This is a genomic window from Mesorhizobium sp. M7A.F.Ca.US.005.03.1.1 (assembly GCF_003997975.1).
Taxonomy (GTDB): Bacteria; Pseudomonadota; Alphaproteobacteria; order Rhizobiales; family Rhizobiaceae; genus Mesorhizobium; species Mesorhizobium ciceri.
Window position 1 is genome coordinate 105,393 of the sequence record NZ_RZRO01000005.1, and the last position, 26,331, is coordinate 131,723.

At 56.2% G+C, this 26,331-nt stretch carries 18 protein-coding genes and 3 pseudogenes; 10 read left to right on the plus strand and 11 right to left on the minus strand.

All coding sequences use genetic code 11. The features are described from left to right. The 3 genes from EN990_RS03990 to EN990_RS03995 all read right to left on the minus strand — a co-directional run. Nucleotides 1-1,637 (minus strand): GMC family oxidoreductase (locus EN990_RS03990; protein ID WP_245469166.1); only part of this gene is annotated, 1,637 nt, incomplete at its 3' end. A 303-nt stretch (nucleotides 1,638-1,940) separates the two neighbouring features. Beyond that, entirely contained in the window at nucleotides 1,941-2,087 is a 147-nt protein-coding gene (locus EN990_RS35745; protein ID WP_164754282.1) for a hypothetical protein, read from the minus strand. A gap of 73 nt (nucleotides 2,088-2,160) precedes the next feature. Then, nucleotides 2,161-2,625 carry an Lrp/AsnC family transcriptional regulator gene (locus tag EN990_RS03995; protein ID WP_063169349.1) on the minus strand — a complete coding sequence of 155 codons (465 nt, stop codon included), beginning with the start codon at nucleotides 2,623-2,625 and terminating at the stop codon, nucleotides 2,161-2,163. A gap of 621 nt (nucleotides 2,626-3,246) precedes the next feature. Between EN990_RS03995 and ectB (EN990_RS04000) the strand changes: the two genes are divergently transcribed. The 9 genes and pseudogenes from ectB (EN990_RS04000) to EN990_RS04040 form a co-directional block, all read left to right on the plus strand. Then, nucleotides 3,247-4,563, plus strand: coding sequence for a diaminobutyrate--2-oxoglutarate transaminase (gene ectB, locus EN990_RS04000; protein WP_063169350.1), 1,317 nt, complete (start codon nucleotides 3,247-3,249; stop codon nucleotides 4,561-4,563). Nucleotides 4,564-4,788: 225 nt separating this feature from the next. Then, the gene (locus tag EN990_RS04005; RefSeq protein ID WP_063169351.1) at nucleotides 4,789-6,249 is read left to right on the plus strand and encodes an aldehyde dehydrogenase family protein; all 1,461 of its coding nucleotides are present in this window, start codon (nucleotides 4,789-4,791) and stop codon (nucleotides 6,247-6,249) included. 328 nt (nucleotides 6,250-6,577) lie between these two features. Then, nucleotides 6,578-6,946 (plus strand): GNAT family N-acetyltransferase, encoded by a 369-nt coding sequence (locus EN990_RS04010; protein WP_063169352.1) that lies wholly within the window; start codon nucleotides 6,578-6,580, stop codon nucleotides 6,944-6,946. Then, nucleotides 6,924-7,391, plus strand: coding sequence for a transporter substrate-binding domain-containing protein (locus tag EN990_RS35985; RefSeq protein ID WP_224571101.1), 468 nt, complete (start codon nucleotides 6,924-6,926; stop codon nucleotides 7,389-7,391). Before EN990_RS04010 ends, EN990_RS35985 begins: the two co-directional genes overlap by 23 nt. A 756-nt stretch (nucleotides 7,392-8,147) precedes the next feature. Further along, nucleotides 8,148-9,341 (plus strand): annotated as a pseudogene (locus tag EN990_RS04020) (IS256 family transposase). A 986-nt stretch (nucleotides 9,342-10,327) separates the two neighbouring features. Continuing rightward, nucleotides 10,328-10,771 (plus strand): aspartate 1-decarboxylase, encoded by a 444-nt coding sequence (gene panD / locus EN990_RS04025; protein ID WP_063169354.1) that lies wholly within the window; start codon nucleotides 10,328-10,330, stop codon nucleotides 10,769-10,771. Nucleotides 10,772-11,084: 313 nt separating this feature from the next. Continuing rightward, nucleotides 11,085-12,353 (plus strand): acetyl-CoA carboxylase biotin carboxylase subunit family protein, encoded by a 1,269-nt coding sequence (locus tag EN990_RS04030; protein ID WP_082826583.1) that lies wholly within the window; start codon nucleotides 11,085-11,087, stop codon nucleotides 12,351-12,353. 81 nt (nucleotides 12,354-12,434) lie between these two features. Continuing rightward, nucleotides 12,435-13,604 carry a Xaa-Pro peptidase family protein gene (locus tag EN990_RS04035; protein WP_063169356.1) on the plus strand — a complete coding sequence of 390 codons (1,170 nt, stop codon included), beginning with the start codon at nucleotides 12,435-12,437 and terminating at the stop codon, nucleotides 13,602-13,604. Between the two features lie 117 nt (nucleotides 13,605-13,721). Beyond that, nucleotides 13,722-13,952 (plus strand): annotated as a pseudogene (locus EN990_RS04040) (IS3 family transposase); the annotation flags it as partial. A gap of 142 nt (nucleotides 13,953-14,094) precedes the next feature. Here the strand turns inward: EN990_RS04040 and EN990_RS04045 are convergent. Together EN990_RS04045 and EN990_RS04050 are read right to left on the minus strand one after the other, a co-directional pair. Further along, nucleotides 14,095-14,535 carry a GNAT family N-acetyltransferase gene (locus EN990_RS04045; RefSeq protein ID WP_158515807.1) on the minus strand — a complete coding sequence of 147 codons (441 nt, stop codon included), beginning with the start codon at nucleotides 14,533-14,535 and terminating at the stop codon, nucleotides 14,095-14,097. A 476-nt stretch (nucleotides 14,536-15,011) separates the two neighbouring features. Next, on the minus strand, nucleotides 15,012-15,941 hold the full coding sequence (locus EN990_RS04050; protein WP_063170383.1) for a 2-oxoglutarate and iron-dependent oxygenase domain-containing protein: 930 nt from the start codon (nucleotides 15,939-15,941) through the stop codon (nucleotides 15,012-15,014). A gap of 456 nt (nucleotides 15,942-16,397) precedes the next feature. On the opposite strand from EN990_RS04050, the pseudogene EN990_RS35990 reads away from it, so the two are divergent. After that, nucleotides 16,398-16,541, plus strand: a pseudogene (locus EN990_RS35990) (transposase); the annotation flags it as partial. An 81-nt stretch (nucleotides 16,542-16,622) separates the two neighbouring features. Here EN990_RS35990 and EN990_RS04055 read toward each other — a convergent pair. The 6 genes from EN990_RS04055 to ectB (EN990_RS04080) all read right to left on the minus strand — a co-directional run bounded on the left by EN990_RS04055 (nucleotide 16,623) and on the right by ectB (EN990_RS04080) (nucleotide 25,442). Next, a complete protein-coding gene (locus EN990_RS04055; RefSeq protein ID WP_245469167.1) occupies nucleotides 16,623-18,353 on the minus strand; it encodes a GMC family oxidoreductase N-terminal domain-containing protein in 1,731 nt (576 codons plus the stop codon). A 282-nt stretch (nucleotides 18,354-18,635) separates the two neighbouring features. Beyond that, a complete protein-coding gene (locus tag EN990_RS04060; RefSeq protein ID WP_158515808.1) occupies nucleotides 18,636-19,202 on the minus strand; it encodes a GNAT family N-acetyltransferase in 567 nt (188 codons plus the stop codon). Nucleotides 19,203-19,592: 390 nt separating this feature from the next. Next, the gene (locus EN990_RS04065; RefSeq protein WP_063169359.1) at nucleotides 19,593-21,422 is read right to left on the minus strand and encodes an IucA/IucC family siderophore biosynthesis protein; all 1,830 of its coding nucleotides are present in this window, start codon (nucleotides 21,420-21,422) and stop codon (nucleotides 19,593-19,595) included. Between the two features lie 463 nt (nucleotides 21,423-21,885). Further along, nucleotides 21,886-23,187, minus strand: a complete 1,302-nt coding sequence (gene ectB / locus EN990_RS04070) for a diaminobutyrate--2-oxoglutarate transaminase (protein WP_063169360.1) — start codon at nucleotides 23,185-23,187, stop codon at nucleotides 21,886-21,888. 166 nt (nucleotides 23,188-23,353) lie between these two features. Beyond that, entirely contained in the window at nucleotides 23,354-24,193 is an 840-nt protein-coding gene (locus tag EN990_RS04075) for a hypothetical protein (RefSeq protein ID WP_063169361.1), read from the minus strand. After that, a complete protein-coding gene (gene ectB / locus EN990_RS04080) occupies nucleotides 24,186-25,442 on the minus strand; it encodes a diaminobutyrate--2-oxoglutarate transaminase (protein WP_063169362.1) in 1,257 nt (418 codons plus the stop codon). The genes EN990_RS04075 and ectB (EN990_RS04080) overlap by 8 nt, the downstream gene beginning before the upstream one ends. Nucleotides 25,443-26,331: the final 889 nt, after the last annotated feature.

Genomic DNA, 26,331 nt, shown 5'->3' on the forward strand with positions numbered 1-26,331 from the left:
TAGCTCCGTCTGCCGTCTCTCAAGGTTGTGTCGGCCAATTTCTCAGCCACCATAATCGTCGGAATGTTTGTGTTCGCCCGAGGGCAAAATGGCATGACGGAAGCGTCGGCGATCCTCAAACCCAAAATACCATGAACGCGTCCCGACGGATCGGTCACAGCGCCAGGATCCGCGGCTGCCCCCATCCTGCAGGTCGACGTCGGATGCCAACTTGGGATGACGTTCTGGCGAATATACCGATCCAGATGTTTCTCGTCGTTGACGAGATCGGAAATGCTATCCCCATCCGTTATGACGCGCCTAATCAGCCCACGGCGCAGCCGCGGCGACGCGTCCATGAGCAGCGCCAGAAATGACGTGAGTGCATAGTTTGTGCTTGTGACCTTGCTCACCAGCTTCGCTCGCGCATTCAACGCTGACGGAAACGGGTCCAGCGCCACAGAGGACAGCGAATCTTGCTGCAGCAGGCGGACTATGAAGCGAAAGCCCTGCTTGAGGCGCTCGGCGTCCCGCTTGTCGCTCAACCAGTTGAAATCGACCTCCGGCTCTATTTTATGCGAACTACCCTTGAGCGCCACAGTTCCCGTCGAGTAGCTGCGATTGACCCACACGGCGAGAGTGCCGAGGCGCCTCCCCAGCGGGTGCCAGGATGATTTGGCAACAGTCGATATTGCCATATCGGTCGACGGGCAGCCTTCGTAACCCGACGAGTAGCGGGCGTGCATCTGAATATATTCGCTCACGCCGGGTGACAAGCGATCGGCCGGCTTCAAATAGGCCGAAACGCAAATCGTGGGGTGTTCCTGAAGATTCTGGCCCACACCTTTCAAATCTGCAACGATAGGGATTCCGAATTGTACTAATTCCTTCGCGGGGCCGATCCCGGAGCGCATCAATATGGCGGGTGAATGGAGTGCTCCTGCGCACAGGATAACGCAAGAAGCGCTATACGATTGCACGCCCGATTTGTTCTCCGTCTCGACCCCCGTTACCGTTGTTCCCAAAAAGGTCAGCCGCGCAACTGTCGTTTCGGATAAAATCGTTAGATTGCGGCGAGAGCGGACGGTTTCGGGTAAGTACGCCATCGCGGAGGAGCCCCGATGACCATTGCGGGTGGTCAATGGGACAACTGAATAGCCATCACCGAATGCACCATTGAAGTCTGGCCTGAAATGAAGCCCCAAAGCATCGTAAGCATCGGAGATTGCCCGGATGAAGCCCGACCAGTCTGATTGGCGCACACGTTTGATTGGCAAGGGGCCGTTCGTGCCATGAAATTCCCCGCCGAAATCCAAATCGCATTCTAGACGACGGAAGTAGGGCAGCACGTCTTCCCAACCCCAGCCCGTTGCACCGCTTGAGGCCCACTCATCGTAATCTCCGGGCCCGCCGCGGTTGGCGACTTGGGCATTGATGCTGGAGCCGCCACCCATGACGCGCGCCTGTTCGTAATGGACAGGCTTGCGGCCACCTCGCACCGTTGTCGCGTGGAGTGACTGCCATCGATAACCGGGATTAAGGTAAGCACGCGTTGGGTCGCCATCCTGGATGTCGTCAGGAATGGCATTCGGCGGCGTATCAGGGCCAGCTTCAATGAGCAGCACGCGAGCGCCATAGGCGGAGAGCCTGCTCGCCATCACGCATCCAGAGGAGCCACCACCCACGACGATATAATCGAAAACCACGCAAACTCGCAAATGTCTGAGTCGGGCAAAAATCTAGCAGACGGCGAGCAAGCAAAAACGCGCAATTATCTTGCAGGACGCAGGAAATCAGCGCATTCTTAAGAGATTCGCATTATGGCGGCCTCCCAACGGGGCGGAACGTTTAAACATGACCTTGCCAGCAGTCCATCAGGGCTGAAGGCGATGCCGGAGCGTCGTGACTTAAGTGGACAAAGCGCATCGCGACTGAAGGGGACAAACCTATCGCGAGATACATCAGAATGCAGCCCGGTAGGTCCAGAAGTGCTTTTGCAGCATCGCGCTGACGAGGCCGTTGTAAGGAGCAGAATGATGCTTCGCCTTGCGCTCCATCGCCGCTTTAGCGGTACGAAAACTCCCGTCCCAATCATGGCCGGCGGGCAAGGCGGCTGACCCTTGCGCCAGTCATCGGTGAATCGGATCAACCAGTTGTTGAATGCGCGTAAGATTGCGCGTTCTATACATCGATTGGCACCGCCAAGGTTACCTTCGTGCGATCCATCACAATCATCGTGCTGTAATTTCTAACAGCCGGGCTATCAAAGAAGAAACGCCTCGAGAATGCGTCGTACTCTGCCAAGTCACGCACGGAGAGAAGGAGAACGAAATCGGCGTTACCGGTGACCGCATACGCGCTCATTACTTCAGGCGCCTTCTGTAGAGACTGCTTGAAGCGATCGATGACGTCGGAACGATAGCGCTCAATGTCGACCAAGACCAGCATCATCAGGGACCTGCCCACCGCCTCAGGCGACACGATTGCAACATCAGCCTCAATTACGCCAATTTGTCGCAACTGCTTCAATCGCCGCTGACAGGCCGTGGGCGATATACCGGCCAGTTGGCCCAATTCTTCCGTTGTTTGGCGATTGTTGCGCTGAACAGCGCTTAAGATTTTCAGATCTATCCGATCCAATTCCATGGTCATTCTCCGGAATAGCTGCAATTTGCGCAGAAAAACTGCGATATGCACTCGACTGTAGCCTCAACCCCGCGCAGACGGAAGCCCAAACGATCAGGCCAGGCATGGGACCAAAGTCGGCTATCGTCCTCGACGTCAGTTATAGCCATTGGCCGAAGAGTGCTGTCCACCATCGCCCAACTGACAATGGCAGCCGACGGTCAAAAGCCGAGGCCTTGCGCCCAGTTCGGCCGAGGAAACGTCTCGGAACTTAAACGCTAAGCCGACTGGACGATGATGATAGGGGGGACCTCTATTTCCGCGCTTCGGCTTCCATTCGTTGGCTCACGCTGCCAAGAGTCTCATCTGTGTATAGGGAATCGAGCGCTAGGTTCGCCTGCCCCGGTTGCTGCATCAAATGCAGCCGTCTTGAGGTGGTTGGGAAAAATCGTCACCGCAGCCACACAAACCGCCGGCCTTATGCAACCTGCCGGCAATTTCGCATAATTACTGCATCCCGCCGCTCAGAATTTGCGCAAGGCGCCCAATGTAGCGCGCTATTGTCTCACAACGGCACCTACACGCCACTTCATAAAGCAGAAGAGGCCTGGCTTTGCAGGCTTCAGATTGAGGAGTTCGCCTATGAGCAAGCAATTCGCACCTGAAATGGATGCAGGTCTCGCGGTTTTCAATCGCCTGGAGTCTGAGGTGCGCAGCTACGTCCGCGCCTTCCCCGCCCTATTCGATCGCGGAGTCGGGACCACTCTCATCGCTGCAGACGGTCGGGAATATCTCGACTTTTTCGCCGGTGCAGGCGTTTTGAATTATGGGCACAACAACCCCGTCATCAAGAAGGCGCTGCTGGATTATATCGAGCGCGACGGAATTGTGCATGGGCTGGACCTTGCCACGACGGCCAAGAAAGCCTTCATCGAAGCTTTCGAGCGATACATTCTCAAGCCTCGTGGTCTGACATACAAATTACAGTTTCCCGGCCCCACAGGTACGAACGCGGTCGAAGCGAGTCTAAAACTGGCTCGCCAGGTGACCGGGAGATCGAACATCGTCTCGTTTACCAACTCGTTCCATGGGGAAAGCGCTGGAGCATTGGCAGCGATGGGAAACAAGGAGCACCGGGCCGCTGCCGGGTTTCCCCTCGCCCATGTGACATCGTTGCCATACGAAGGCTACCTGGGGGCGTCAGTTGACACAATCGATTACTTCGAAAAGCTTCTCAATGACCCCAACAGTGGCCTCGACAAACCTGCCGCGGTGATCCTGGAAGGGATCCAAGGTGAAGGCGGCATCAATGCTGCGAGCGTTACTTGGCTGCAACGGCTGCGCGAGCTAACGTCGCGGCACGGAATCTTGATGATCCTCGATGACATCCAGGCCGGGGTCGGTCGCGCGGGCAGTTTCTTCAGTTTCGAAGCGGCTGCAATTGTGCCGGACATCGTTACCCTGTCCAAATCTTTGTCGGCGATCGGAACCCCAATGGCCCTTATTCTCATCAAGCCTGAACTTGATGTCTGGGCCCCGGGCGCACACACCGGGACCTTCAGAGGCAACAACTATGCTTTCGTCACTGCTCGTGCGGCCCTCGAAGCTTACTGGTCCGACTCCAAGTTCGAGGATGAGATCGCTCGCAAGTCTGCGATCTTGGTCCAAGAACTCAACGCGATTACCGAGGAATTCCCCACCCTCGGCCTGAGCGTGCGAGGCCGCGGTCTGATGTACGGACTCGTTTCACCGAAGCACCACTCCTTGCCAGGTCTGGTCTCCCAGGAGGCTTTTCGTCGGGGCTTGGTGATCGAGATCGCCGGCTCATACGGTGAGGTGCTTAAGTTCATGACTGCCCTCACCATCGCCGAGGCTGACCTTCGGCGTGGTCTGTCCATCATTCGCGACAGCATTGGCGCAGTAGCGACTACCCTCGACGGTGGAGGCGCGGCTCGCTAGCCGACAAAGCACCGGGCCACTAGCAGGTCCAAAATCGGGCCGCTCGCAGTCACGGAACGGGAAGGCCGTTCCGTGGCATGTGGCAGTGGGCGAACTCGGAGCGGCTGAACGGCAGACTAGGGCTTTCACTGCCGGACCGATACCACGGTTGCCGTTCTTCCTGCGGCGCCGACCACTGTCGCTGCGCCAATTCGAAGAAAATCGAGCGATAAGAAAGAGGACTGGATGGCCAGCAACGACGTAGTCAAAAATTATATCGATGGCGAGTGGCGGGATTCTGTGTCCGGCACACGCATCGAGGTCGATGACCCGGCGAGCGCCGAAACGATTGCTGTCGTAGCTGAAGCAGGACCCCAAGACATCGAGCTTGCCGTTACTGCTGCTCACCGCGTTTTTCGCGACCGCGTGCTGATAGACATGCATCCGTATGATCGCGGTCGCATGTTGTTTCGCGTTGCCGACGCCCTTGAAGCGCGTTTCGACGAGATCGCAGCCATTAACTGCGCGGAGACGGGGAAGGCATTGGAACTTGCCGATGGCGAGGTTCAGACCGCCATCAGATACCTGCGATACTATGGTGGCTTGGCCGACAAACTTGAAGGGCGCTCGATCCCGCGCGGGGCCAACCTGGTCAACTACACAGTCAGAAGTCCCTTCGGCGTGTCCGCCCAGATCGTTCCGTGGAATGGTCCACTTGAACTGACGGCCCGCTCGCTGGCCTGCGCCATCGCAACCGGCAACTCAGTCGTGGTGAAGTCGCCGGAACTAGCTCCCCTTTCCGGAGTTGAACTTGCGCGTGCCTGTGAGACAGCGGGGCTGCCTGCCGGAGCGGTCAACGTGCTCACTGGATACGGCCAAACGGCAGGCCAGGCGCTGATCGAACATCCCGACGTTCGCCACATCGTCTTCACGGGCTCGATTACTACTGGGCGGACGGTGCTCAAGACGGCAGCGGATCGGATCGTGCCCTGCATAATGGAACTGGGCGGAAAGTCGGCTGCAGTTGTGTATTCCGATGCCGACCTCGACTGCGTTGTGGAAGCGGTACGCGTCGGGACCTTTCTGAATGCAGGCCAGAATTGCAACAACCTTACACGTCTTATTGTGGAACGTTCTATTGCAGACAAACTGGTGGAAAGAGTGAGGGTCTGCGTCGAAGGACTGTCGGTCGGTCCAGGACGCGAAAACTGCGACATCACCCCGTTGATCTCCCGAAACCAACGACAAGGAGTTGAGCGGGCCTGCCAGACGGCCCTCTCGCAGGGCGCGCGACTCGTAACCGGCGGGACTGCGCTTTCGGAGCGGAGCGGTTACTTTATGGCGGCCACGGTGTTTGCCGATGTCGCGCGAGACAGCAATCTCTTCCAGCAAGAAGTATTCGGTCCTGTTCTTGCCGTTACCACGTTCGATAATCCGGGAATGGCCGTCAATCTCGCGAACGACACCGTTCACGGTCTGGCAGCGGGCGTGTTCACGCGGGATATTGACCGGGCCCTCTGGACCGCCGACCGCCTTTGGGCCGGTCAAGTGTACGTGAATGGGTGGTATGTGGGCGGGGTGGAAACACCGTTCGGTGGGATAAACCAGTCCGGCTACGGCAGGGAGAAGGGTCAGGAAGCGCTGGACGGCTACGTTCAGACGAGAAACGTTGGTATCCGCCTCTCGCAGCCACCATCTGGAAATTGAACGCTTGCTGATCCCTACCGACGGCGCGGCTGTCGGGCGATGCAGGATTCAATGACCTCGACCAAATCGAAATAAGCCCGGCGAGAGAATCCGTATCGGAGGTCATCGAGAACAACTCTAATCATAGGATTTTTGGCTGCGGACGGGCTTTACCCACCACGGACATGTAGGAGCGCATTGCCTAGCCCGCTGCGTGGGTCGCATGGGTCAGGAGAGGATCACAGTGCTTCAGAGACAATTGAGATTCGCAGAGCTGCCGCCGAAGATTTCGACAAGTTGGCAATGTTGAACCGCGAGTTGATCGAGGCCGAGAAGCATCGAAACCCCGATGACGGTTTCAGAACTCAAGGAGCGGTTTATTCAGTTGGTGAATCGCGAAATTTGGATGGTCGACCTCTTCAGCCAGAACGGCGAGATTGTGGGCCTCGCCACTCATCGTTTGGAGCCAGACAATGCGGAGCCGAGTGGGCAACGCGTCTTTTTGAGGCAATTCTACGTCAGCTGCCAACACCGACGTTCGGAGATTGGCTGCAGGACCCTTGAGCTGCTTATTCGGTCTCGTTTCCACAACAAATCAAGGATTTTCCTCGACGTGCTGGAGACCAATCCTGGCCGCAAGACCTTCTGGTCTCACACCGGTTTTGTCGCCTACAGCACGCTCATGGAGCGTCTCGTTGAAAAAGCGGACACCAAATAACCTGCGGTGCTGGGAATTAATTTGGGGATCGGATTGTCTGGCATTTGCGTGCGTCGCGCAAAAACACGAGAATAGAATCGAGCCGGTCGTAACCGAATGGGGCTCACTTGTCCCCGGCCTGCAGGCTAGCCGCTTCGACTTCATCACGGCCGGCATGTGGATCAAGCCGGAGCGCTGCCGCAACGTGCTGTTCAGCGAACCGATCGCTACGGAGAGAGGCGCACTGCTGGTGCCTAAGGGCAACCCGGAAGGGCTGCATTCTTATGAGGATGTGCGTGACAAGGGACTCACCTTCGTCAGTGATACAGGCTACACCGCGGTCCAGGACGCGAAAAAGTCAGGCATCGCCGACGACAAAATCATGCAGGTCGCCGGACCGCCGGCGGACAGGCTGTCGCGCCGCCGCCGGTGCCCTCGACTACTTTACAGCGACTGGACTTGTTAAGAAGGACCACAGCCTTGAGCTGGCCGATTCGTTCATCGCGCCAGCCAACTATCCTGCTATCGCCTTCGAGCTCAACGAGCAGGCTGCGGTCGACGCGTTCAATGCCGTATGCAGGACTATGTTGGCTCTGGCGAAATGATGGCAGTATTCGGCAAATACGGCTACGGCAAAGACAACCTGCGGACGGCAGCAAGACCGCTGACCTCTGCAGAGGCTGAAGGCAATGTGCCTTAACACGTCCCCGGTCATGGCGGGGACGTGTTCAGTGGGCAAGCGTCTGTGAGGCGATTTCAGGTCCACCGTGGCGGTGCTCACAAGACGCGCCTCATTGCCTGAAACAAACACATCTACACTTCATCGGGTGCGCACATGTGAGCGTCGCGGCCCACAATACGACGGCCAATATGCGGGCTGGCTCACCTGCCACATCAGGCAACTGCGCAAGCAAATCCCCTGACGTGTGCCGGAACGAGAAGCAGGAGAATACTGTGGAAATCAGAGTTGTACGCCCGGGCGACCTTTCTCAATTGCGCAAGATTTGTGACGAACACATCGACTTGGAAGGGGTGACAATAGCGGACCAGGACCTGAGTCCTTATTGGAACTCGGCGTTTTTTGGAACACCTGCCCAGTTGTTCGGTTGGGTTTGTGATGAAGGAGGGTGTGTGCTGACAGTTCTGCAAATTCGCTGAGAGAGGGCGGTCATGGCAGGCTGGTGATTGTTCACGTCACCGATTCCCGCGAAGGAACGCCACCATGACCAAGATTGAAAGTAAGACCGGCAGCGCTGCCATCAAAGACATTCTGCTTTCGGACCCGGACGGACTTCACGAAGTGATCCGTGCGGTGATGCAGGAGGTACTCGAGGCCGAGATGGACGAGGCGCTGGGGGCTTCGAAGAGCGAGCGCACACCTGAGCGGCTCGGCTACCGCTCGGGTTATTACGGCCGCACCCTTGTCACGCGGGTCGGCAAGCTTGAGCTGCGGGTTCCGCAGGACCGGGCCGGCCGCTTCTCGACCGAGCTTCTCGAGCGTTACCAGCGTTCGGAGCGGGCCTTGGTGGCGACGCTTGCGGAGATGTATGTGCAGGGCGTGTCGACCCGCAAGGTCAAGGCGATCACGGAAGAGCTGTGCGGCCATGCGTTCTCGGCCTCGTCGATCTCGGCCATCAACAAGCGGCTGGACGAGAGCCTCGCTGCCTTTGCCAGGCGCCCCCTTCAAGAGCCGTTTCCTTACCTCATCCTCGATGCGCGCTAAGAGAAGGTGCGTGAGGCCGGCGTCGTCATGAGCCAGGCGGTGCTGATCGCTGTCGGCATCGACTGGGACGGCCGGCGCCAGATCCTGGCCGTCGAGATGGCCAATCGCGAAAGCCGCTCGGCCTGGAGGGATTTCCTCGTCGCGCTGAAGGCGCGCAGCCCCAAGGGCGTCGAGCTGGTTGTCTCCGCCAATCATGCCGGCCTGGTCGCGGCGATCGGCGAGGTGATCCCCGAAGCCGCCTGGCAGCGCTGCTACGTCCACTTCCTCAGGAACGCGCTCGATCACCTGCCGAGAAAGCACGGCGCCGACTGCCTGCAGGACTTGCGCTGGCTCTAATGACCGGCGCGATCTCGCCGAGGCCAAGGCCGATCTCGCCGCATGGCTGTCCAAATGGTCGGGCCGCTATCCGCGACTGACGAGTTGGGTGGAGGAGACCATCGAGCGCACGCTGACCTTCTTTTGCCTGCCGCGCCAGCATCACAAGCATCTCAAGAGCACCAACATGCTTGAACGGCACAATGAGGAAATCCGCCGGCGCACCAATGTCATGCGCATCTTCCCCAATGAAAGCTGCCTGCGCCTCGTCAGGGCGCTGGCTGCGAGACCAACGAGAACTGGATGGAGGCCAACCGCTACATCAACATGGACGATCTGCGCGAGCACAAGAAGCTCGCTCTACGCCAAGCCGCATGACCAGCATCGTGGCCGCCCCATTTTGCAGAACTTGACGCACACAACCTGAAGGAGGTAAGCGTCATGACAACTCTTAGAGGATACATGACCGCGTCGATCCGGCTTTTCCTTGTTGGTCAGGGGCGATCCTCGGGTACGCCTCCGGCGAGGGCCGCCTTGCGCGATCATGGCACGGTAGCGAGGCTGGGCTCTTAAGGTCGTCCTTAGGAGCGTAAGCCCCGCGACCATCCCATCGCTGAAAACAAACCCTTGATCAGCGGGCGCCCGACGGACCGCCTCTGTCGTCGTGGCGCTCCCATGAAGAACCTGGCCCATAGTGCATCCTTTGATTCGGAAGATAAGGATGCCCCATCAAAACCTGAGATCAAACATTTAGGCAGGCCTCGACTGGGACAAGTAAAACGGCCGCATTCGAGGCATGAGGCTGCACGCGTCTAAGATCCGAACAGCCAATACCCGAGCGTCCTCGACATCCCCGCCGCCAGAAGTCAACGATGCCCAGATCGGCCGCACGACCACCAGCAGAAGGGCGCCACCTCAACCCGTCCTACACTCAACATTTTGTCGCGTCCGCGACGTGCCTTCTTGATCCGATCCGTGGTCTGCTCACCTAAATAGCTGAAAGAGATCACGCATTTCTGTTTCCGGCCTGATTAGCCAGTTTGGCACGAGGTTTGCAACTTTGTGTGCGATCCAGTTGAACGGGCCGATTGGCACAGTCACCTGAAATCACAACTAATTAAAGGAACGGAACATGTCGGAACTGTATCGGATGGCATTACCAATGGGGGACAGCCGGCCGGCAATGCCTCCGCCCACCACAACCAGCCTTCGCCTGACTGTCTCGTGCTGGCCACGCCAGAGTAATCAATTTTGTCCTAAGAACCACAATACGACAAATCGCAGAACGTCCATCCATCCATCCTGAAACCAAGACACAGCAATCGCTTGTCGACGCAGTGTCCCACCGCCGAGAGGAAATGTAGATGAGAAAATTTGTTGCCGCCAAGCTTCATGGAATAACTGTGACCGACGCGAATTTGAACTACCGGGGCTCAATAACTTTGGATCCAGATCACTGCGACGAAGCCGGCATCCTTCCAATGGAATTCGTTGAAATCTGGAATAAATCATCGGGCGCTCGAATCAGCACTTACGTGATTTATGGAGAGCGGGGTTCTCGTTGCTGCGTGCTGAACGGAGCCGCTGCTCGCACCTGTCAGGTCGGGGACGAAATAATCGTTTGCTCCTCCGCATACATCGAGGAGCATCAGATGGTGGAGATCAAGCCGCGAGTGCTGACTTTCCACCGGGATAATTCTATCTGCGACCACATGTTCTACGAGGGTGCAATAGACGACGATGGAAGGATAACGTTCTCGATTCGCGAGGGCTCTCCCGGCGATAACGCGCTAAAACTCACTCCCTAGTAGGGCCTTTCGGTGACAGCTCGTGGCGCCGGGTCCCGGTCAAGGGCGTACTCGTCCCCAGTACTCTGGTACGCGATACAGTGCATTATCCCACTCGGCCACTATTCGGTCAGTTGCCATCAAGCCCAATCGGTTCTGCCCAGATCTGGGAAGACGATTTTGCTGCGCCAAAGGCAACTTCAGCTTCAGCCAGCGGCTGCGGGTAGAGGCGACCAATTTCACGGAATGTTTGGCCTTGGATCGTTGTCTTTAAGTCTGAGGTCCACGATGGCAAAACGACCTATCGACAAAAACGCAGAGTGGAGAACAGCCAATGTCAAGGAAAGCTCTCATCCTGGTTGAAGGCCATGCAAGAGGTAATGGAATACGATACATCCACGCGGCCCGGCGTCTTGGCTTTCATCCAATTACACTATCAGTTGATCCAACACAGTACGAGTATCTTGCGGCGGAAAGAAGCGAGGCAATCCGTGTCGATACAACCAATCTTGATACCTTGATTCGCGAATGTTCCAGGCTGCGTGAGACCAATGACATCGCTGGTATCACGGGCTTCTCGGGCATCGACGAGTCGGTCTATGCAACCGTTGGCAAACTATGTCGGCATTTCGACTTACCGGGACCCAACCCCGAATTGATTGAACGATGCTGTGACAAATTCTCTCAGCGCCAGCTACTTGCGGAAGCCGGAGTTCCGATACCCGCTTATCGCATGGCGCTGAATGTGGCAGAAGTAGAAAGCGCTGTCGCGGAGATCGGCTTTCCCGTAATTGTTAAGCCGGCAATCGGCAGCGGTAGCATCGGTGTCCGATTGTGCCGCAACGCCGATGAGTTAGCTGACCACACGACCTATCTGTTGGGTGGGAAGCACATCTGGCCGTCTTCGCCGAGGATATTGGTTGAGGAATTCGCGCGCGGCCCTTTTTATAGCGTGGAGATAATGGGCAATGAGGTTATTGGGATTGTCGCCGTTGATTTCGGCCCCCCACCGCATTTCGTCTTCCGTGAAACGACCTTCCCGGCCCCGCTTGCGGAAGACGATCATGACCGTATCGTTGATGTTTCGCTGAGGTGCTTGCAAGCTCTTGGCCTTAATTGGGGGCCAACGAACATCGAGCTCCGGTTGACTAATCATGGCCCGGTTGTAATCGAAGTGAATCCGCGTCTTGCTGGTGCGCTTGAGCCTGAACTGGTCCAACTGGCGAGCGGTGTCGATCTGGTCACCGAGCACATCAAGCTTGTCGTCGGCGAGGAATGGGATTTGCGCAGAAGGCATTTGCAGACCGCAGCCGCGCGGTTCCTAGTTGCTGATTGCGACGGCACCCTCGATTGGATCGATGGCGGCAGTCAGGCGATCGCGGTACCAGGTGTCGCTGAAATCAAATTGTATGTTGAACCCAACGCGCCGATCTTCAGGAAAGGCGATTTTCGAGACTGGATAGGACATGTCGTCGCCGTTTCACCCAGCCTTGCTCAGACCGAAGCGATACTCCAACGAGCTGTCGACTTAATCGCTTGGTCTATCACACCGCCGTCGGGCGAACAGGAGCGATCTGCAGCCCCACGACTCCCCCCCAACTGAGAGGTGATCCGTCGCCAGCATAAGAACTCTTACCCGCAATAGCTCGCCTTGTTGTCAAAAGCATAGCTGGAGTTCAAACTTATGAATATATCCAAGGGACCCCAGGCATTCCCTAGAAGTGAATACCTTCGCCGGCTCGGCTCGGTGAAGTTCGAAATGGGTCGGTGCGATATCGACGCGCTCGTCGTTTCCGACCAACATAACATTACCTATCTCACGGGGTACACCGCGCTATCAGCCTATGTTCCTCAGGCCGTTGTGGTTTCGATACGAGAAGAGGAACCGACGTTCATTCTGCGCCGCTGTGATGCGCCGGCAGCCATTCATCAATGTTTTATGGAGCGCGACAAAATCGTCGCATACCCCGAAGCGTATATTGGAAATCCTGACAAGGATGGCTATGACGCGGTAGTCGATTACTTGGAGGACGTCGGCCTCGCGAGTCGAGGCATAGGAATCGAGCTATGCTGCCTTCCATCGCAATCGGCGAAAAAGTTTAGGATGCGCCTGCCTGGTGCCACGATCGTCGATGCTACTAAGGCGGTCACTTGGAAAAGGCTCATCAAGTCAGATCTCGAGATAGCTGTAATGCGGGAGGCGGCGGCAATCTCAGACGCCGCGATTCGACGCGCTGCTGAGGTAATACGCCCCGGGGTGCGTGAAGCAGACGCGTGCGCGGAAATTGTGGCAACGTTGGTGCGCGGCGCAAACGGTAAGCCAGGAAGCGGGATCGAGGGAATAAGTTTGTGTTCATCACCGCGAACGGGAACGTGCCACATTCCGTGGAGCGAGGACGTTTTTCGCTATGGATCGCAGGTGAATCTCGAAATCGGCGGTGCGCGATATGGTTACTGTGCTGGGCTTATGCGCACTTACACGATCGGCTCACCCTCCGATCGTCTACGTCGCGTGCATGAGATCCAAGTCGCCGGCCTTGAGGTCGCTCTTGATGCGATACGGCCAGGAGCGACTTGCAGCGATGTTGCCAACGCCTTCAATCGCAGCATCGAGAAGCGGGGCCTCAAAAAGGAGACGCGTTGCGGCTATGCACACGGCATTGGTTGGTTGGAGCCGACCGCAAGCCTTAAGGATGGCGATATGACAGAGTTGCTACCAAACATGACCTTTCACCTGATGTTAGGTAATTGGATCGAGGAGGATTTTGGATACGTCATCAGCGAAACGTTCCGTGTCACAGACTCCGGCGTCGAGGTACTGACCACTGCTCCCCGGAAGATTTTTGAGATCTAAATTAGAATATGGCTTGTCATAACGACAGCGCGGACGTCCGGAATAGATCTTGCCGGTCGACGAGATGTCGCCTACCTTGTTGAAGTGCGGACGGCGAGCGGCGGTCGGCATGCGGGGCCGATCCGTGTCGAGGCGAAGCCGAACGCACGCTGGTCGCTGTACGACCAGTTCTCCTGCGGCCGATCAACTCGTCGACGACGTGACGCGCGAATGCCTTACGCGATTCCGGACACAGATCTCTGGTCGCCGCGTTGCTCGCGAACTGACGACCTGATCGCCCAGCGCGGCAAGCCCGGCATGATCGTCGCAGACCACCGCACGGAGTTTACCTCGAACACGGTCCTTGCCTGATCAATGGATCATCGCGCCGAAAATACATTCCGCTGCAAGCCCATGTGCGCAACATAAATGGCTGCACCTCTAGTCTACTCGCCACTGTTTAAAAGACTGGGGCAGGTCAATGCGCTTTCGTTACGACCTCAGAGCAAGTCTACAGGTCATAGTAGTAGGTAAGGTATGGACTCAATTTACCGATCTTGTCATAGAGCGCCCGCGCATGATAATTTGATCTGTCCGTATTCCAATAGATTCTCAGCCAGCCTTGGTCGCGACCGTAGGAGGCCAGATTCGTGAGCATGGCTTGGCCAATCCCCTGGCGCCGCGAAGACTCGTCGACATAGAGATCTGCGAGAAAACAGACCGGACGATCGCTAAGAGTATACGGGTGAATGACAAAGGTAGCAAAACCTATGGTAACGCCAGTTGCTGAGACCGCGATCAGCGCGTTAATCGGTTCGTCTGGGCGCTCGATGCGCCGCCAGATCCTATCTGTCGCCTGTTCTGATGAATTGAGACCTTGGTCGGCGCAATATGCGTACCAAAGGGACCGCCATGCATCGCGGTCGGCAGTGCCTGCGAGACGAATCTCCATGAGGGGCGGGCTCCGGCTGAGAATGGGCTCCAGGGCGCGAGGTGTTCGGCCTGAAAGGTTGACGGCTTGCGATAACTGCCACCGGCCCGCAAGACGTGCAGCACGCGACCGCCGGGTGTTATAAGATCTTTCCGCCTGTGACGGCGTCGTGGTCGCGCTGGAACTGGTTCCCGGGAGCTCGGTTCGCGATACGTCAAGCGCGAGTTGGGCGAGCGTTATCATGGGATCAAGTTCCCTCAGGTTTTCCCGCAGCACGTTTGCGACAGCGGTGCAGATCTAGTGCGATCTTTCCCTGCGACCACACGATGCAAACAATCTGACACCATAGGTGCATTCATCCCGAAGCGGGCTTCCGACCGCCGCGCTACACGCGCGACGGCGGGACAATCTAGCGGATGCGAGAGTTCTTCCAGCTTACCACGGAGATCTGCACCGCGTCGGCGCCATAATTGCGCATGCTTTAGAAAAGCAGACAATCATTGCAGTTCGCGCGCGCGTCCGGCGCCATTCCCAGTCACCCATATTGACTCAACGTTGCGCAGCATCATTTCTACAACACTAACTTGCTGCCCTTGTCGCGAAGTCAGGCGAGCGTCGATCTCGGGATAAATAAAGAAGGGCAGCGAAATTCGATCAGTCGGACCACTATGCACGACCTGGTGGGGCGTACTCTTGAAGCGGCCGTCGCTCAAGACCTGAAGGAGGTCGCCCAGATTGACTACGAGACTATCGGGCAGGCTCGGCACCGGCATCCATCGACCGCGGAACCACACCTGCAAGGAACGCAGGGGGAGTTCCTCTTGCAGCAGCAGCGTGAAGAAGCCATGATCCGTGTGCTTTGCGCAAGTGCCGCCGCGAGCTGGATACCGTATCACGCGTTGCCCAAGCGTCGGCGTGCTGAAATGGCGTTGGAACCATGCCTCTTCCATACCTATCAGGTCCGCCAGCGCATCCCCGATCTGGGGGACAATCCCGGCGAGCACGGTAGCCTGCAAAGCAAGCAGGTTTCTTGCGAAGCCAGGAGCCAAGGCTTCATCCGGAAGGCGCGTGCGGCCGGAGAACGGACGCCGGTCGCCTTCGTTCTCAATTCCGAGGTCGAATACCTCCTTTGGATCGAAGCCGGCCTCAGGATGTAGCATTTCGCCGTGTAAAGGACTGTATCCACGGGCGGCAGTGGGGTACACGTCCTGAAAGGCGTGCCCGTAGCGTTCCTTAACCGACTGTGGCAATGCGAAGAATCGCCGGGAAGCCTCAATGGCTTGCGCGATCTGTTCCCCGGGGATGCCGTGCTCGACAAGGTAGAAGAACCCGTATTCCTGGCATGCCATTTGCAGGCGCTGGCGCTCGTCACGTCGCGTTGCATCGTCTCTCAATTTCGAAAGTGAAATTTTCGGCAGCGTGGTCATAGTCAATCCCCTTTTTGGGCGCTTAAGTTGATTAGTGTTTGCCGCGGCTCTCAAAGTCGACAGTTCCTTGGATGTGGGCAACGCGCCGTCTCTTCCAATAATAACGAAAGTCGACATGATGTCCCATTCTAAGGCTAAGCCGATGGCTGGGCGGTGATTCCGTCTTAGCAATTGATCTCTAGCGCTTCCTGGTGAAGATAACAACGATTTGTATGTTAATATAGTTGTATATATTGTTACATCCGTCGCGGTTAGTTTAACATTATCACGGCCAAGATACTAAGAGCGATTTACAATTCTGAATTGCTTTATGACTTCCAGGCTCAATCCAGACCAGCGCCGACCTCCGGGTTTCATGGCAGGATCGGCCATCTCGAAGAGCTCTATGACGCGAGGTATCGCCAGCTACCTGAGCTCGTCCATCACACACGCCGTCCCGGACGATGGCCGAATGGCAGAAACCGACCGCTCGAAATTTTCCTATCCCATAGTCTTTTTCGACGCTATCCGGGTCGAGCGGTCAAGCTCAGGGACGAAGACTTCGTTCGCAAAAAAGCCATCTACATCGGGTTCGGCGTTCTGCCTGGCGGCACCAAGGAGCACATGAGCTGAGGAAGCGCTTGTCGACGTTATCCGCCGTCTCGACGAGACGACTAGCCGAGCAGCAAAGCAGGCAGCGATTTAGCTCCGTCTGCCGTCTCTCAAGGTTGTGTCGGCCAATTTCTCAGCCACCATAATCGTCGGAATGTTTGTGTTCGCCCGAGGGCAAAATGGCATGACGGAAGCGTCGGCGATCCTCAAACCCAAAATACCATGAACGCGTCCCGACGGATCGGTCACAGCGCCAGGATCCGCGGCTGCCCCCATCCTGCAGGTCGACGTCGGATGCCAACTTGGGATGACGTTCTGGCGAATATACCGATCCAGATGTTTCTCGTCGTTGACGAGATCGGAAATGCTATCCCCATCCGTTATGACGCGCCTAATCAGCCCACGGCGCAGCCGCGGCGACGCGTCCATGAGCAGCGCCAGAAATGACGTGAGTGCATAGTTTGTGCTTGTGACCTTGCTCACCAGCTTCGCTCGCGCATTCAACGCTGACGGAAACGGGTCCAGCGCCACAGAGGACAGCGAATCTTGCTGCAGCAGGCGGACTATGAAGCGAAAGCCCTGCTTGAGGCGCTCGGCGTCCCGCTTGTCGCTCAACCAGTTGAAATCGACCTCCGGCTCTATTTTATGCGAACTACCCTTGAGCGCCACAGTTCCCGTCGAGTAGCTGCGATTGACCCACACGGCGAGAGTGCCGAGGCGCCTCCCCAGCGGCTGCCAGGATGATTTTGCAACAGTCGATATTGCCATATCGGTCGACGGGCAGCCTTCGTAACCCGACGAGTAGCGGGCGTGCATCTGAATATATTCGCTCACGCCGGGTGACAAGCGATCGGCCGGCTTCAAATAGGCCGAAACGCAAATCGTGGGGTGTTCCTGAAGATTCTGGCCCACACCTTTCAAATCTGCAACGATAGGGATTCCGAATTGTACTAATTCCTTCGCGGGGCCGATCCCGGAGCGCATCAATATGGCGGGTGAATGGAGTGCTCCTGCGCACAGGATAACGCAAGAAGCGCTATACGATTGCACGCCCGATTTGTTCTCCGTCTCGACCCCCGTTACCGTTGTTCCCAAAAAGGTCAGCCGCGCAACTGTCGTTTCGGATAAAATCGTTAGATTGCGGCGAGAGCGGACGGTTTCGGGTAAGTACGCCATCGCGGAGGAGACCCGATGACCATTGCGGTTGGTCAATGGGACAACTGAATAGCCATCACCGAATGCACCATTGAAGTCTGGCCTGAAATGAAGCCCCAAAGCATCGTAAGCATCGGAGATTGCCCGGATGAAGCCCGACCAGTCTGATTGGCGCACACGTTTGATTGGCAAGGGGCCGTTCGTGCCATGAAATTCCCCGCCGAAATCCAAATCGCATTCTAGACGACGGAAGTAGGGCAGCACGTCTTCCCAACCCCAGCCCGTTGCACCGCTTGAGGCCCACTCATCGTAATCTCCGGGCCCGCCGCGGTTGGCGACTTGGGCATTGATGCTGGAGCCGCCACCCATGACGCGCGCCTGTTCGTAATGGACAGGCTTGCGGCCACCTCGCACCGTTGTCGCGTGGAGTGACTGCCATCGATAACCGGGATTAAGGTAAGCACGCGTTGGGTCGCCATCCTGGATGTCGTCAGGAATGGCATTCGGCGGCGTATCAGGGCCAGCTTCAATGAGCAGCACGCGAGCGCCATAGGCGGAGAGCCTGCTCGCCATCACGCATCCAGAGGAGCCACCACCCACGACGATATAATCGAAAACCACGCAACTCCCCATCAAGGTACCAAGTGTGATGGGCTTCTTCAGCAAAGCGCTCCTCCTACCGCCTGAGATATGGTCACTTACGGCGCGGCAGCTCCACATCATGCCGTCTGTAACGGAGCGATTTGATCGCCAAATCGGTCGAGGGCATGCCCGAAGCGAGACCGAGCGACCCATCTGAACTATCTCTGAACCGACAAGCTCTCAATTCCAGGGCACATGCATCTCCGGACACGCCGGTGCGTCGGTGTGAATGATTGCAAGTTCGTAGGGCGAGAGCAGCGCTCGCCTACGGTTTCTTGCATCACCGTCTTCCGAGAAACAATGATACTAACAAGAGATAACGACGACTTTTTCGATTTTTACAGCAGTCAAGACTGTCACTTCAAAATATCGCATAACTACGTTATTGTAGACCCGGTCTCTTACATAGCGAAGGCCTACTTTCGGTGCTTTCCGAAGCGAACGCGTGTTCGTTGGGCGAATGAATGAAGTGACCTTCTCGAGCGTTAGGTTCTCGAAAGCAAACTGGATCGCTGCCCTGCCGGCCTCTGCGGCGATCCCCTTACCGGAAGACGCAAGGTGGAGGCACGATACGGTTTCCACATTAGTGGGATCTTCGGGCAGATACGGGCCACTGTACATCAATCCACAGTAGCCTGCGAATTTTCCGACTTGGCCTTCGCCTTTTACGAACACCATCCATAAGCCGAAACCATTGCTCTGCCAATGATGGATGAACTGTTGTAGTTTAGCTTTCGATTGCTCTCGGGTCGGATAGACTCCATCCCACATGGCATTTACCACAAATGGATCGCTATGAAGCTCATGTAGAAGAAGCTCGTCGCTATGCGACGGTGGCCTTAGGATTAGGCGCGGCGTTTCTAGAATGTACATGAGAAGCTCCCTTCTAGCCATAAGTTAGAGCCGCACTTACCTCCAACGCGGCCATGATCTCCTAGCATGAGCGTCAAGGCCGCAGTGCTTGATTGAAGGCGTTCGACGAGGTTTATGCTTAAGGTAGCGAGGTCTACACAAATCAAGCTTTGGGCGCCTAACCGTGTCAGTGTTGACGGCACCTGGAAAGCCGGCCCGAAGGCGATAAAAAAATTAGGCGCCTCCTTTCAGAATGGAAGCAGGCGACGCGCTGGTGAGCGGGCGCCTGATACGCGCAACATGCTGCGGCGGCGTTTACGCAAGGGGTTGCTTACCCCAAGGGGGGGGTATGGTATTGGCCCAAAACCGGCTAACTACATTGTTCATTTAAAATACGCGCCTCCTTCAAGCTTAACCTGCACTGGTCACTTTGCGAATGCCCGCCAGTGGGTTCTTCAGCGTGCCGACGGTGTGCAGGTATTCTCCCGGATCACCGAAGTCCACCATTTGCTGGTTTTTTTGTATCTGCAGTCGATTCATACATCGTCGCAGAAATTCTGGAGCGAATAGGTCATGCTGCCTGTATTTTTCGTCATATTCCGGATGTTTCGTCTGGTAGCCAAGGATGGACTCGCTTACGAGCTGCCAGAAGTGTGTCGACGGAAAATCAAGATGTTCTTCGAGTGTTACAGCCAAGTAACGAAAGAAGCAGTCGAAAACGTCGGTGAAAATGAAGTCGTGCTTCATGTCGCGATTTACTTGAATGCAGATCCTCTTAATCTCCTCCGGCACGTTGAGATCTCCGCCTAGAATACGAAGCTCCTCGCCAATGTCTTTCATGATAACTCGCGTCGGAGCGTGATCTTTCATAACTAGAATTATATTTTCTCCATGTGCCATAAACGCTAGATCGTAAGCATAAAAGCAGTGGAGAAGCGGCGCCAGATAAGATTCAAAATAGCGGCGTAGCCAAGCGGCGGCGTCTAACCCCGAGGCATTGATGAGGGCTGTCACGAGTGCTTCACCATTGTAATCGACATGAAGCAGCGACGCCATTGTCATCAGACGTTCCCCTTCTTTCAACTGCCGAAGGGGGCTTTCCCTCCACAGCGCAGAAAGCATCTGCTTGTAAGGGGAGTCCTTCTTGAGGGCGGTGTTGAAACAACGATTGCGATAGCCAATCGTCGCGACCTCGCGAAGGATGCTGAAGCCGTTGGCGGCTAAATAGGAGTCACTGTCGAGCAAATTCTTCAACCATTCGTTGATGGCGGGCGTCGCCAGCATGTGTGTCGGTGACAAGCCGCGCATAAACCCCATGTTAAGTATCGACAGCGCCGTTTTCACGTACCGTTTATGCGGATCGCTTATATTGAAAAGTGTGCGGATCGATTGCTGGGCATGATATATGTCCTTCCCCTGGCCTAGGCAGACAATGTGCCGGTTGGCGATATCCGCCGCGAAGATAGTTGAGAGCCGATTGAACCATTGCCAAGGATGCGCTGGCATATAGATGTAATCGGTCGAGTTTAGTCCCTTTTGACGCAACGCTGCGTCGAACTGTTCCAGCGCCTGTCGACCGAGTTCCTCGTGCATGAGAAGGTCGTAGTCGAGCGTTGAAATGGACTTAAACGTTGCCATTTCTTTATGGACGGCCAGCCATATGAGTCTTATCGAACTGCCCACCTCCGGCGCATAGCGACTATAGTCGAGCGCGTCAAAGCCAATGCGACCGTTATTCGCGATAAAGGTCGGGTGGCCCTCCGTCATGCCAGCCTCAACGATCTGGTAATCGGCAAAAGCCAGTTCTGCGGCGGATATCTCTGTTTTGGCCTGCTTGTACGCGCTGCCATACAGCGTGCTGCTGATCTCCTGCAGGTAAACCGGCATCATCTCTTCCTTTATGCCAAGATGGCGGCTGAACTCAATAACAAAATCAAGCGCATCCAGGGGGGCCGGCCTGCCCTCAATCCTTTTCTCCAGAGAGCCGGCGTCCACTTGCCAGTGATCTAGCAGGAGGCGCCGAGCCTGGAACCAATACTCCAACCCAGGGGTCTCGCTTTCCAGCACATACTTCCCCCAGTCGCCTTCCATTCGCTGGAGTCGAGGAGCAATTAGCAACTCGTGTGCAAATTCGCTGATTGCTTTACGGATAAGGAGCCGGTTGGCCTTTGCCCATAAATGCGGTTTCAAATGCTGCGTTACGCGTTCGGCTAGGCTTATCTCATCGTCTCGGGCTGTCATATCACTCACGATCTCAACTCCTTCAGAACGTAACGGTGTAAGGTTCGCGAACGCGCCTTACACTCGTCTCGCCAAACTTCGACGTCGCACAAAATCCGTTCTATTTTTCATCAGAAAGGATAAGAAATACCGGACCTCTTATACAAGTTAATTTCTAATGTGTTGTGTACCGTTCGTCTTCGCTCGTGATAAACCAGCAATATTACCATCTTACTTATATAATATATTAGAATACCGGTTTCACCGGCCCTGGACGTCGTCCTTCATCTTGCAACGAGCAAGAAGTGTGTATTGATTTGCACATGCCGTACTGTCGTTCGATCACGTCAAGCGGTCGGTGTCCATTGTTTGAGCTCTCCGAGTGTCCATTTTTGCTGTCCGTCTCCATACAATCGCATACGTCTAAAGCGGAATTTCCTTTGCTTGATAAGCCCAGACTGGGTAGGGGGGACTGAGTGAATGCCTACTCCGCTGAAATGCTGTCCTGCACCGCGCCAATGCTGTCGCGTACGATCGACAGACCACGGCGCAGTTCAGCCTCGGTTATGGTAAGGGCTGTCATGAACTTGAGCACCTCACCATACGAGCCAGCGATCTCGATCACCAAGCCGCGACGAAAAGCTTCCCGGGAAATGAGCCCCGGCAATGAGTGGTGCTTTGGTGATACGAGTCCATACATCAAGCCGCGGCCTCGGACATTCAGAGCAAGGCTGGGGAAGTCGTCTGCGATCGACTTGAGTTCTTGAGCCAAGATGGCTGATTTGCGAGCAATCTCATCTTCAAACTTGGAGTCGGACCAGTAAGTCTCAAGGGCCGCACGAGCAGTGACGAAAGCATAGTTGTTGCCCCTGAACGTGCCGGTGTGCGCACCCGGCGTCCAGACATCAAGTTCAGGCTTCATGAGGACAAGGGCCATAGGCGTTCCAATTGCAGACAACGACTTTGACAGGGTAACGATGTCCGGCACGATCTCAGCCGCCTCGAAACTGAAGAATTTCCCTGTGCGACCGACACCAGCCTGAATATCATCGAGGATCATCAGGATCTCGTGCCGAGAGGTCAGATCACGCAGCCGTTGCAGCCATTCAACGGTAGCAGCATTGACACCGCCTTCGCCCTGCACTGCTTCTAGGATCACCGCAGCGGGTTTGCCGAGACCACTGCTAGGATCATCGAGAAGCTTCTCGAAATACTCGATCGTGTCTGAAGCGCCGAGATAGCCCTCGTACGGCAACGATGTCACGTGCGCGAGGGGAAAGCCGACAGCATCTCGGAACTTCGTGTTTCCGGTTGCCGCCAACGCCCCAGCGCTGACTCCGTGAAACGAGTTCGTAAACGAAACGATGTTTGACCTGCCGGTCACTTGGCGAGCTAGCTTCAGAGCCGCCTCGACCGCGTTCGTACCTGTGGGGCCAGTAAATTGCAATTTATAAGACAGACCGCGGGGCTTCAAAATAAACTGCTCAAAAGCTTCGATGAAGGCCTTCTTGGCGGTCGTAGCAAGGTCGAGCCCGTGCACAATTCCGTCGCGCGCAATGTAGTCCAACAACGCCCGCGTGAAGGCTGGGTTGTTGTGCCCGTAATTCAAGGCTCCCGCGCCTCCCAAGAAGTCGATGTATTCCCGACCGTCTGTAGCTATGAGGGCAGTGCCGACGCCTCGATCGAACAGAACTGGGAACGCACGGACGTAGCTCCGCACCTCAGACTCAAGACGATCAAAGATCGCGAGGCTTACATCGTTTGTAGGAGTAAACTGCTTCTTCATAGGGCGAGTCCTGAATTGTAGCCTGCAAAGGCATCAGCCCAAACTGTCTGGCGAAGGCCATTTCAATCGGTTCGAGGTTCGGCTTGTATGACGGCAGCATGAGCAGTCACACGCCTGGCCACGCCAACTCACGGCCCAAGCCAGTCGATCGCTGCGAGGTCCAACGTCACGTCCACCAGAGAACAAGATCAGGCCGCGCAAATCCGAAAAAGCAATTCAGCACTAGGCGACGCTTTCCGTCGCCTAATTGACCGGTAACCCCGTGAACGAAGCCGCCATCGATTAGGGCGATATCCCCGGTTTTGAGCTCGAACTCGCGGCAAGGGACGGCTTCCAGATAGGCTGCCGAATAGGGATATCCAGTGGTCTCCACACCTTGCGATATCCGGTCCGCAACCGTCGGCTTGTGGCTCCAGAGCTTCAGATTGCCGCCTTCCTCAGGCATGCTGGGATAGAGGTTGAGCGCTGCGACCGTATTGTGCGCCACCGCAGAAAGCTCGTAATCATCGCCAGCACGTAAGACTTGAGCGACGTCGTCGTGGGGATCCAAGGAAAATGTGCCTGTGCCCGACCAACTGAGGCCGCGACAAACATTGGCCTGGCCGTGTTCGGAACGGGCTAGCCGCAATTCGATTCCCTGGTTGTGAAGCTCTCGCTTCAACGCCCTGAATACTGCTCGAACCGGGTCAACCAAATTCTTAAAAAGGGCATCGACGTACGGCCGCGCGTTTTCGGCGTCTGCGAAATAGGTGGCTGCATCCTTCCTGTAGTGAGATGCGCCGACATATTGTCCGGGCACACCATCTTTACGCTCTCTGAGACCAGAGCTTCCAATAAAGTTCGTAGTGATCTCCTCGGCTACTTCGGTGCTGAAAGCTTGCTTGATGTGCAGAGCGGTGAGCTCACCTTTCAGGACCGAGATGATCTCCGCCGTGTTGATCGACCCGGTCCGTTCTTTGATCGAAACCGGCGAGATGGCTGGCACTTGAGATATCTGACTAGGCATTGTCTTGCTCCTGTAGTGCGTGTTCAAGGATGGTGATGCCACGATCGAGTTCGGCATCGGTGATGGTTATCGGTGGGAGGACTTTGATAACGTCGCGATTTGGCCCCGAGGATTCGATAAGAAGGCCATTTTCGAATGCGACATCGTGCACGCGGCCGACAACTGCCGGTGAACGGCATTTCAGGCCGGCCATCAGACCGCGGCCGCGCTTCTGTTCGATGTATCTTGGAAATTTCGCAACCAGGCGATCGAGGTGCGTTTGCAGCCTGACGGCTGTCCGCTCGACACCTGCAGTAAATTTCCTATCCGACCACATCTTGCACATGGCTCCTGCCGTCACGAAGGCGAAATTGTTGCCTCTGAAGGTCCCGCTATGTTCTCCGGGCTTCCATATGTCCAAGTCGGGTCGAATCAGAACGATGGACAACGGACTACCTGAACCGCTTAGGGACTTGGAAAGACACACAATATCCGGTTCGATTTTCGCGGACTCGAATGAGAAGAAATCGCCAGTTCGGCCCGCACCCGCCTGAATATCGTCGACGATAAAAACAATGCCGTGCGTACGGCAAATGCGCTGAATTTCCGTGAGCCAAGCTGCGGATGCGGCGTTCATGCCGCCTTCGGCCTGGATGGTCTCCAGAATGATTGCGGCAGGCTTTTCTATGCCGCTCCCCGGGTCGCTCAAAACGCTGTCGATGTAACTGGCGGAATCGAAAGCTTGGCTCGGATAGCCGTCATAGGGAACACGGATCACATCGTGGCGAGCGACGCCTCCCAGTTCCCTGGTTGAGGCCGAGCCCGACACCGCTAGAGAGCCGAGCGACATGCCGTGGAACGCATTCGTAAAGGCCATGACGCTCGAGCGGCCGGTGTATTTTCGCGCCAGCGCCAGCGCCGCTTCGTTGGCGTTCGTGCCGGTCGGCCCGGGAAACTGAATCTTGTACGAAAGGCCTCTGGGTTTCAGGATCCAATCGACGAACCCTTCAATGAAGTCACGCTTTGCCGCCGTATGCATATCAAGCGACAGAAGAATGTTCTCACCGACGAGATATTCAATCGCTGGCGCCATAATATCCGGATTGTTGTGCCCGTAGTTGAGTGCGCCGGAACCCACCAGGAAATCGATAAAGGGCTTACCCGTCTCGTCCCAGATCGTCGCCCCAAGGGCCTTCGTAAAGACGGTGGGGAACGCCCGGCAATAACGACGAACGTTAGATTCATGAGCCGTGAAAGCGTCGGTGTCCATATCAAGTCCTCTGCACATAGTCTTTCAAAGAAGAGAGCTGTTTAATGGCTAGTGGTTTGCGGCAGATGTTCGTCGCTTAACGTTGAAGCAGAATGCCGGAGGCAGCTTTGTTTGGTCTGGGTTTGGTCTGGTGATGCCGGCATCCTCATCAAATATTGTTGGGTTGCGTTGCCCTCCATTCGGATGCTTTCGAATGTGCTGCAACAGGATGGCTTCTAAAGCTTCCGCGAAAGCATCGCTACTATGGCATCAGGTAGTTGACGTACCCACCCTTCGCTGCCCATAGCGCTCCGGACAAATGAATGAGTCCAAGGAGATCAGCAGGGTCGCGTCGCCAGAGGTTGTGTCGCTCGGCGGTAGCGAAGCCGCTCGCGAGCGCGCTCCTCAATAGCGCCGTAGCGAGCGAGCGGCTTCGCGGCGGTCATCAATATTCGCCGTTCAACCTCGGGCTGCGGACACCAACCTGATTCAAGAAACTATTTGATGACCGATGACACAGCGAAAGCCACGCTCTCTTTGAGAAGAATGCGGATTCCGATCTCTTGCGCGATGACTGGCCCGAGCCGCCGGATCAAGAGGGCGGGGCCGCCGTGGACCCCCTTGACGGAAAGCCCGTTCGTAGGCCAGGCGGAAGCAACCGGGAGACGCGCTGGCGAAGGGCCGCATCGGTTTCGAGAACGTCCACTACCGCGACGGCAACCATCCCCGGCCGCAGCTGGGCTGCTGCCTTCAGGCGAGTCGAAAAGGAGATCGTCCGGGAGGGTGAAGGCGTTGACGAGGTGAGCCGTGAGTAAGCAATCAAGCTCTGATCGGGATCGACTAACACTGTTTCCATCCGACCGATGGTTGACCTGTGATCGGCGTTACCTCAAGCTAGGCAGGCCGACAA

What these genes read in the sequence shown, in the direction of transcription:
- EN990_RS04035 (WP_063169356.1), top strand. Translation starts at nt 12,435, where the DNA reads ATGAATATATCCAAGGGACCCCAGGCATTCCCTAGAAGTGAATACCTT.
- EN990_RS04075 (WP_063169361.1), bottom strand. Translation starts at nt 24,193, where the DNA reads ATGCCTAGTCAGATATCTCAAGTGCCAGCCATCTCGCCGGTTTCGATC.
- EN990_RS04045 (WP_158515807.1), bottom strand. Translation starts at nt 14,535, where the DNA reads ATGGAGATTCGTCTCGCAGGCACTGCCGACCGCGATGCATGGCGGTCC.
- ectB (WP_063169362.1), bottom strand. Translation starts at nt 25,442, where the DNA reads ATGGACACCGACGCTTTCACGGCTCATGAATCTAACGTTCGTCGTTAT.
- panD (WP_063169354.1), top strand. Translation starts at nt 10,328, where the DNA reads ATGAGAAAATTTGTTGCCGCCAAGCTTCATGGAATAACTGTGACCGAC.
- EN990_RS04060 (WP_158515808.1), bottom strand. Translation starts at nt 19,202, where the DNA reads ATGTACATTCTAGAAACGCCGCGCCTAATCCTAAGGCCACCGTCGCAT.
- EN990_RS04005 (WP_063169351.1), top strand. Translation starts at nt 4,789, where the DNA reads ATGGCCAGCAACGACGTAGTCAAAAATTATATCGATGGCGAGTGGCGG.
- EN990_RS04030 (WP_082826583.1), top strand. Translation starts at nt 11,085, where the DNA reads ATGTCAAGGAAAGCTCTCATCCTGGTTGAAGGCCATGCAAGAGGTAAT.
- ectB (WP_063169350.1), top strand. Translation starts at nt 3,247, where the DNA reads ATGAGCAAGCAATTCGCACCTGAAATGGATGCAGGTCTCGCGGTTTTC.
- ectB (WP_063169360.1), bottom strand. Translation starts at nt 23,187, where the DNA reads ATGAAGAAGCAGTTTACTCCTACAAACGATGTAAGCCTCGCGATCTTT.
- EN990_RS04065 (WP_063169359.1), bottom strand. Translation starts at nt 21,422, where the DNA reads ATGACAGCCCGAGACGATGAGATAAGCCTAGCCGAACGCGTAACGCAG.
- EN990_RS04050 (WP_063170383.1), bottom strand. Translation starts at nt 15,941, where the DNA reads ATGACCACGCTGCCGAAAATTTCACTTTCGAAATTGAGAGACGATGCA.
- EN990_RS04010 (WP_063169352.1), top strand. Translation starts at nt 6,578, where the DNA reads ATGACGGTTTCAGAACTCAAGGAGCGGTTTATTCAGTTGGTGAATCGC.
- EN990_RS03995 (WP_063169349.1), bottom strand. Translation starts at nt 2,625, where the DNA reads ATGGAATTGGATCGGATAGATCTGAAAATCTTAAGCGCTGTTCAGCGC.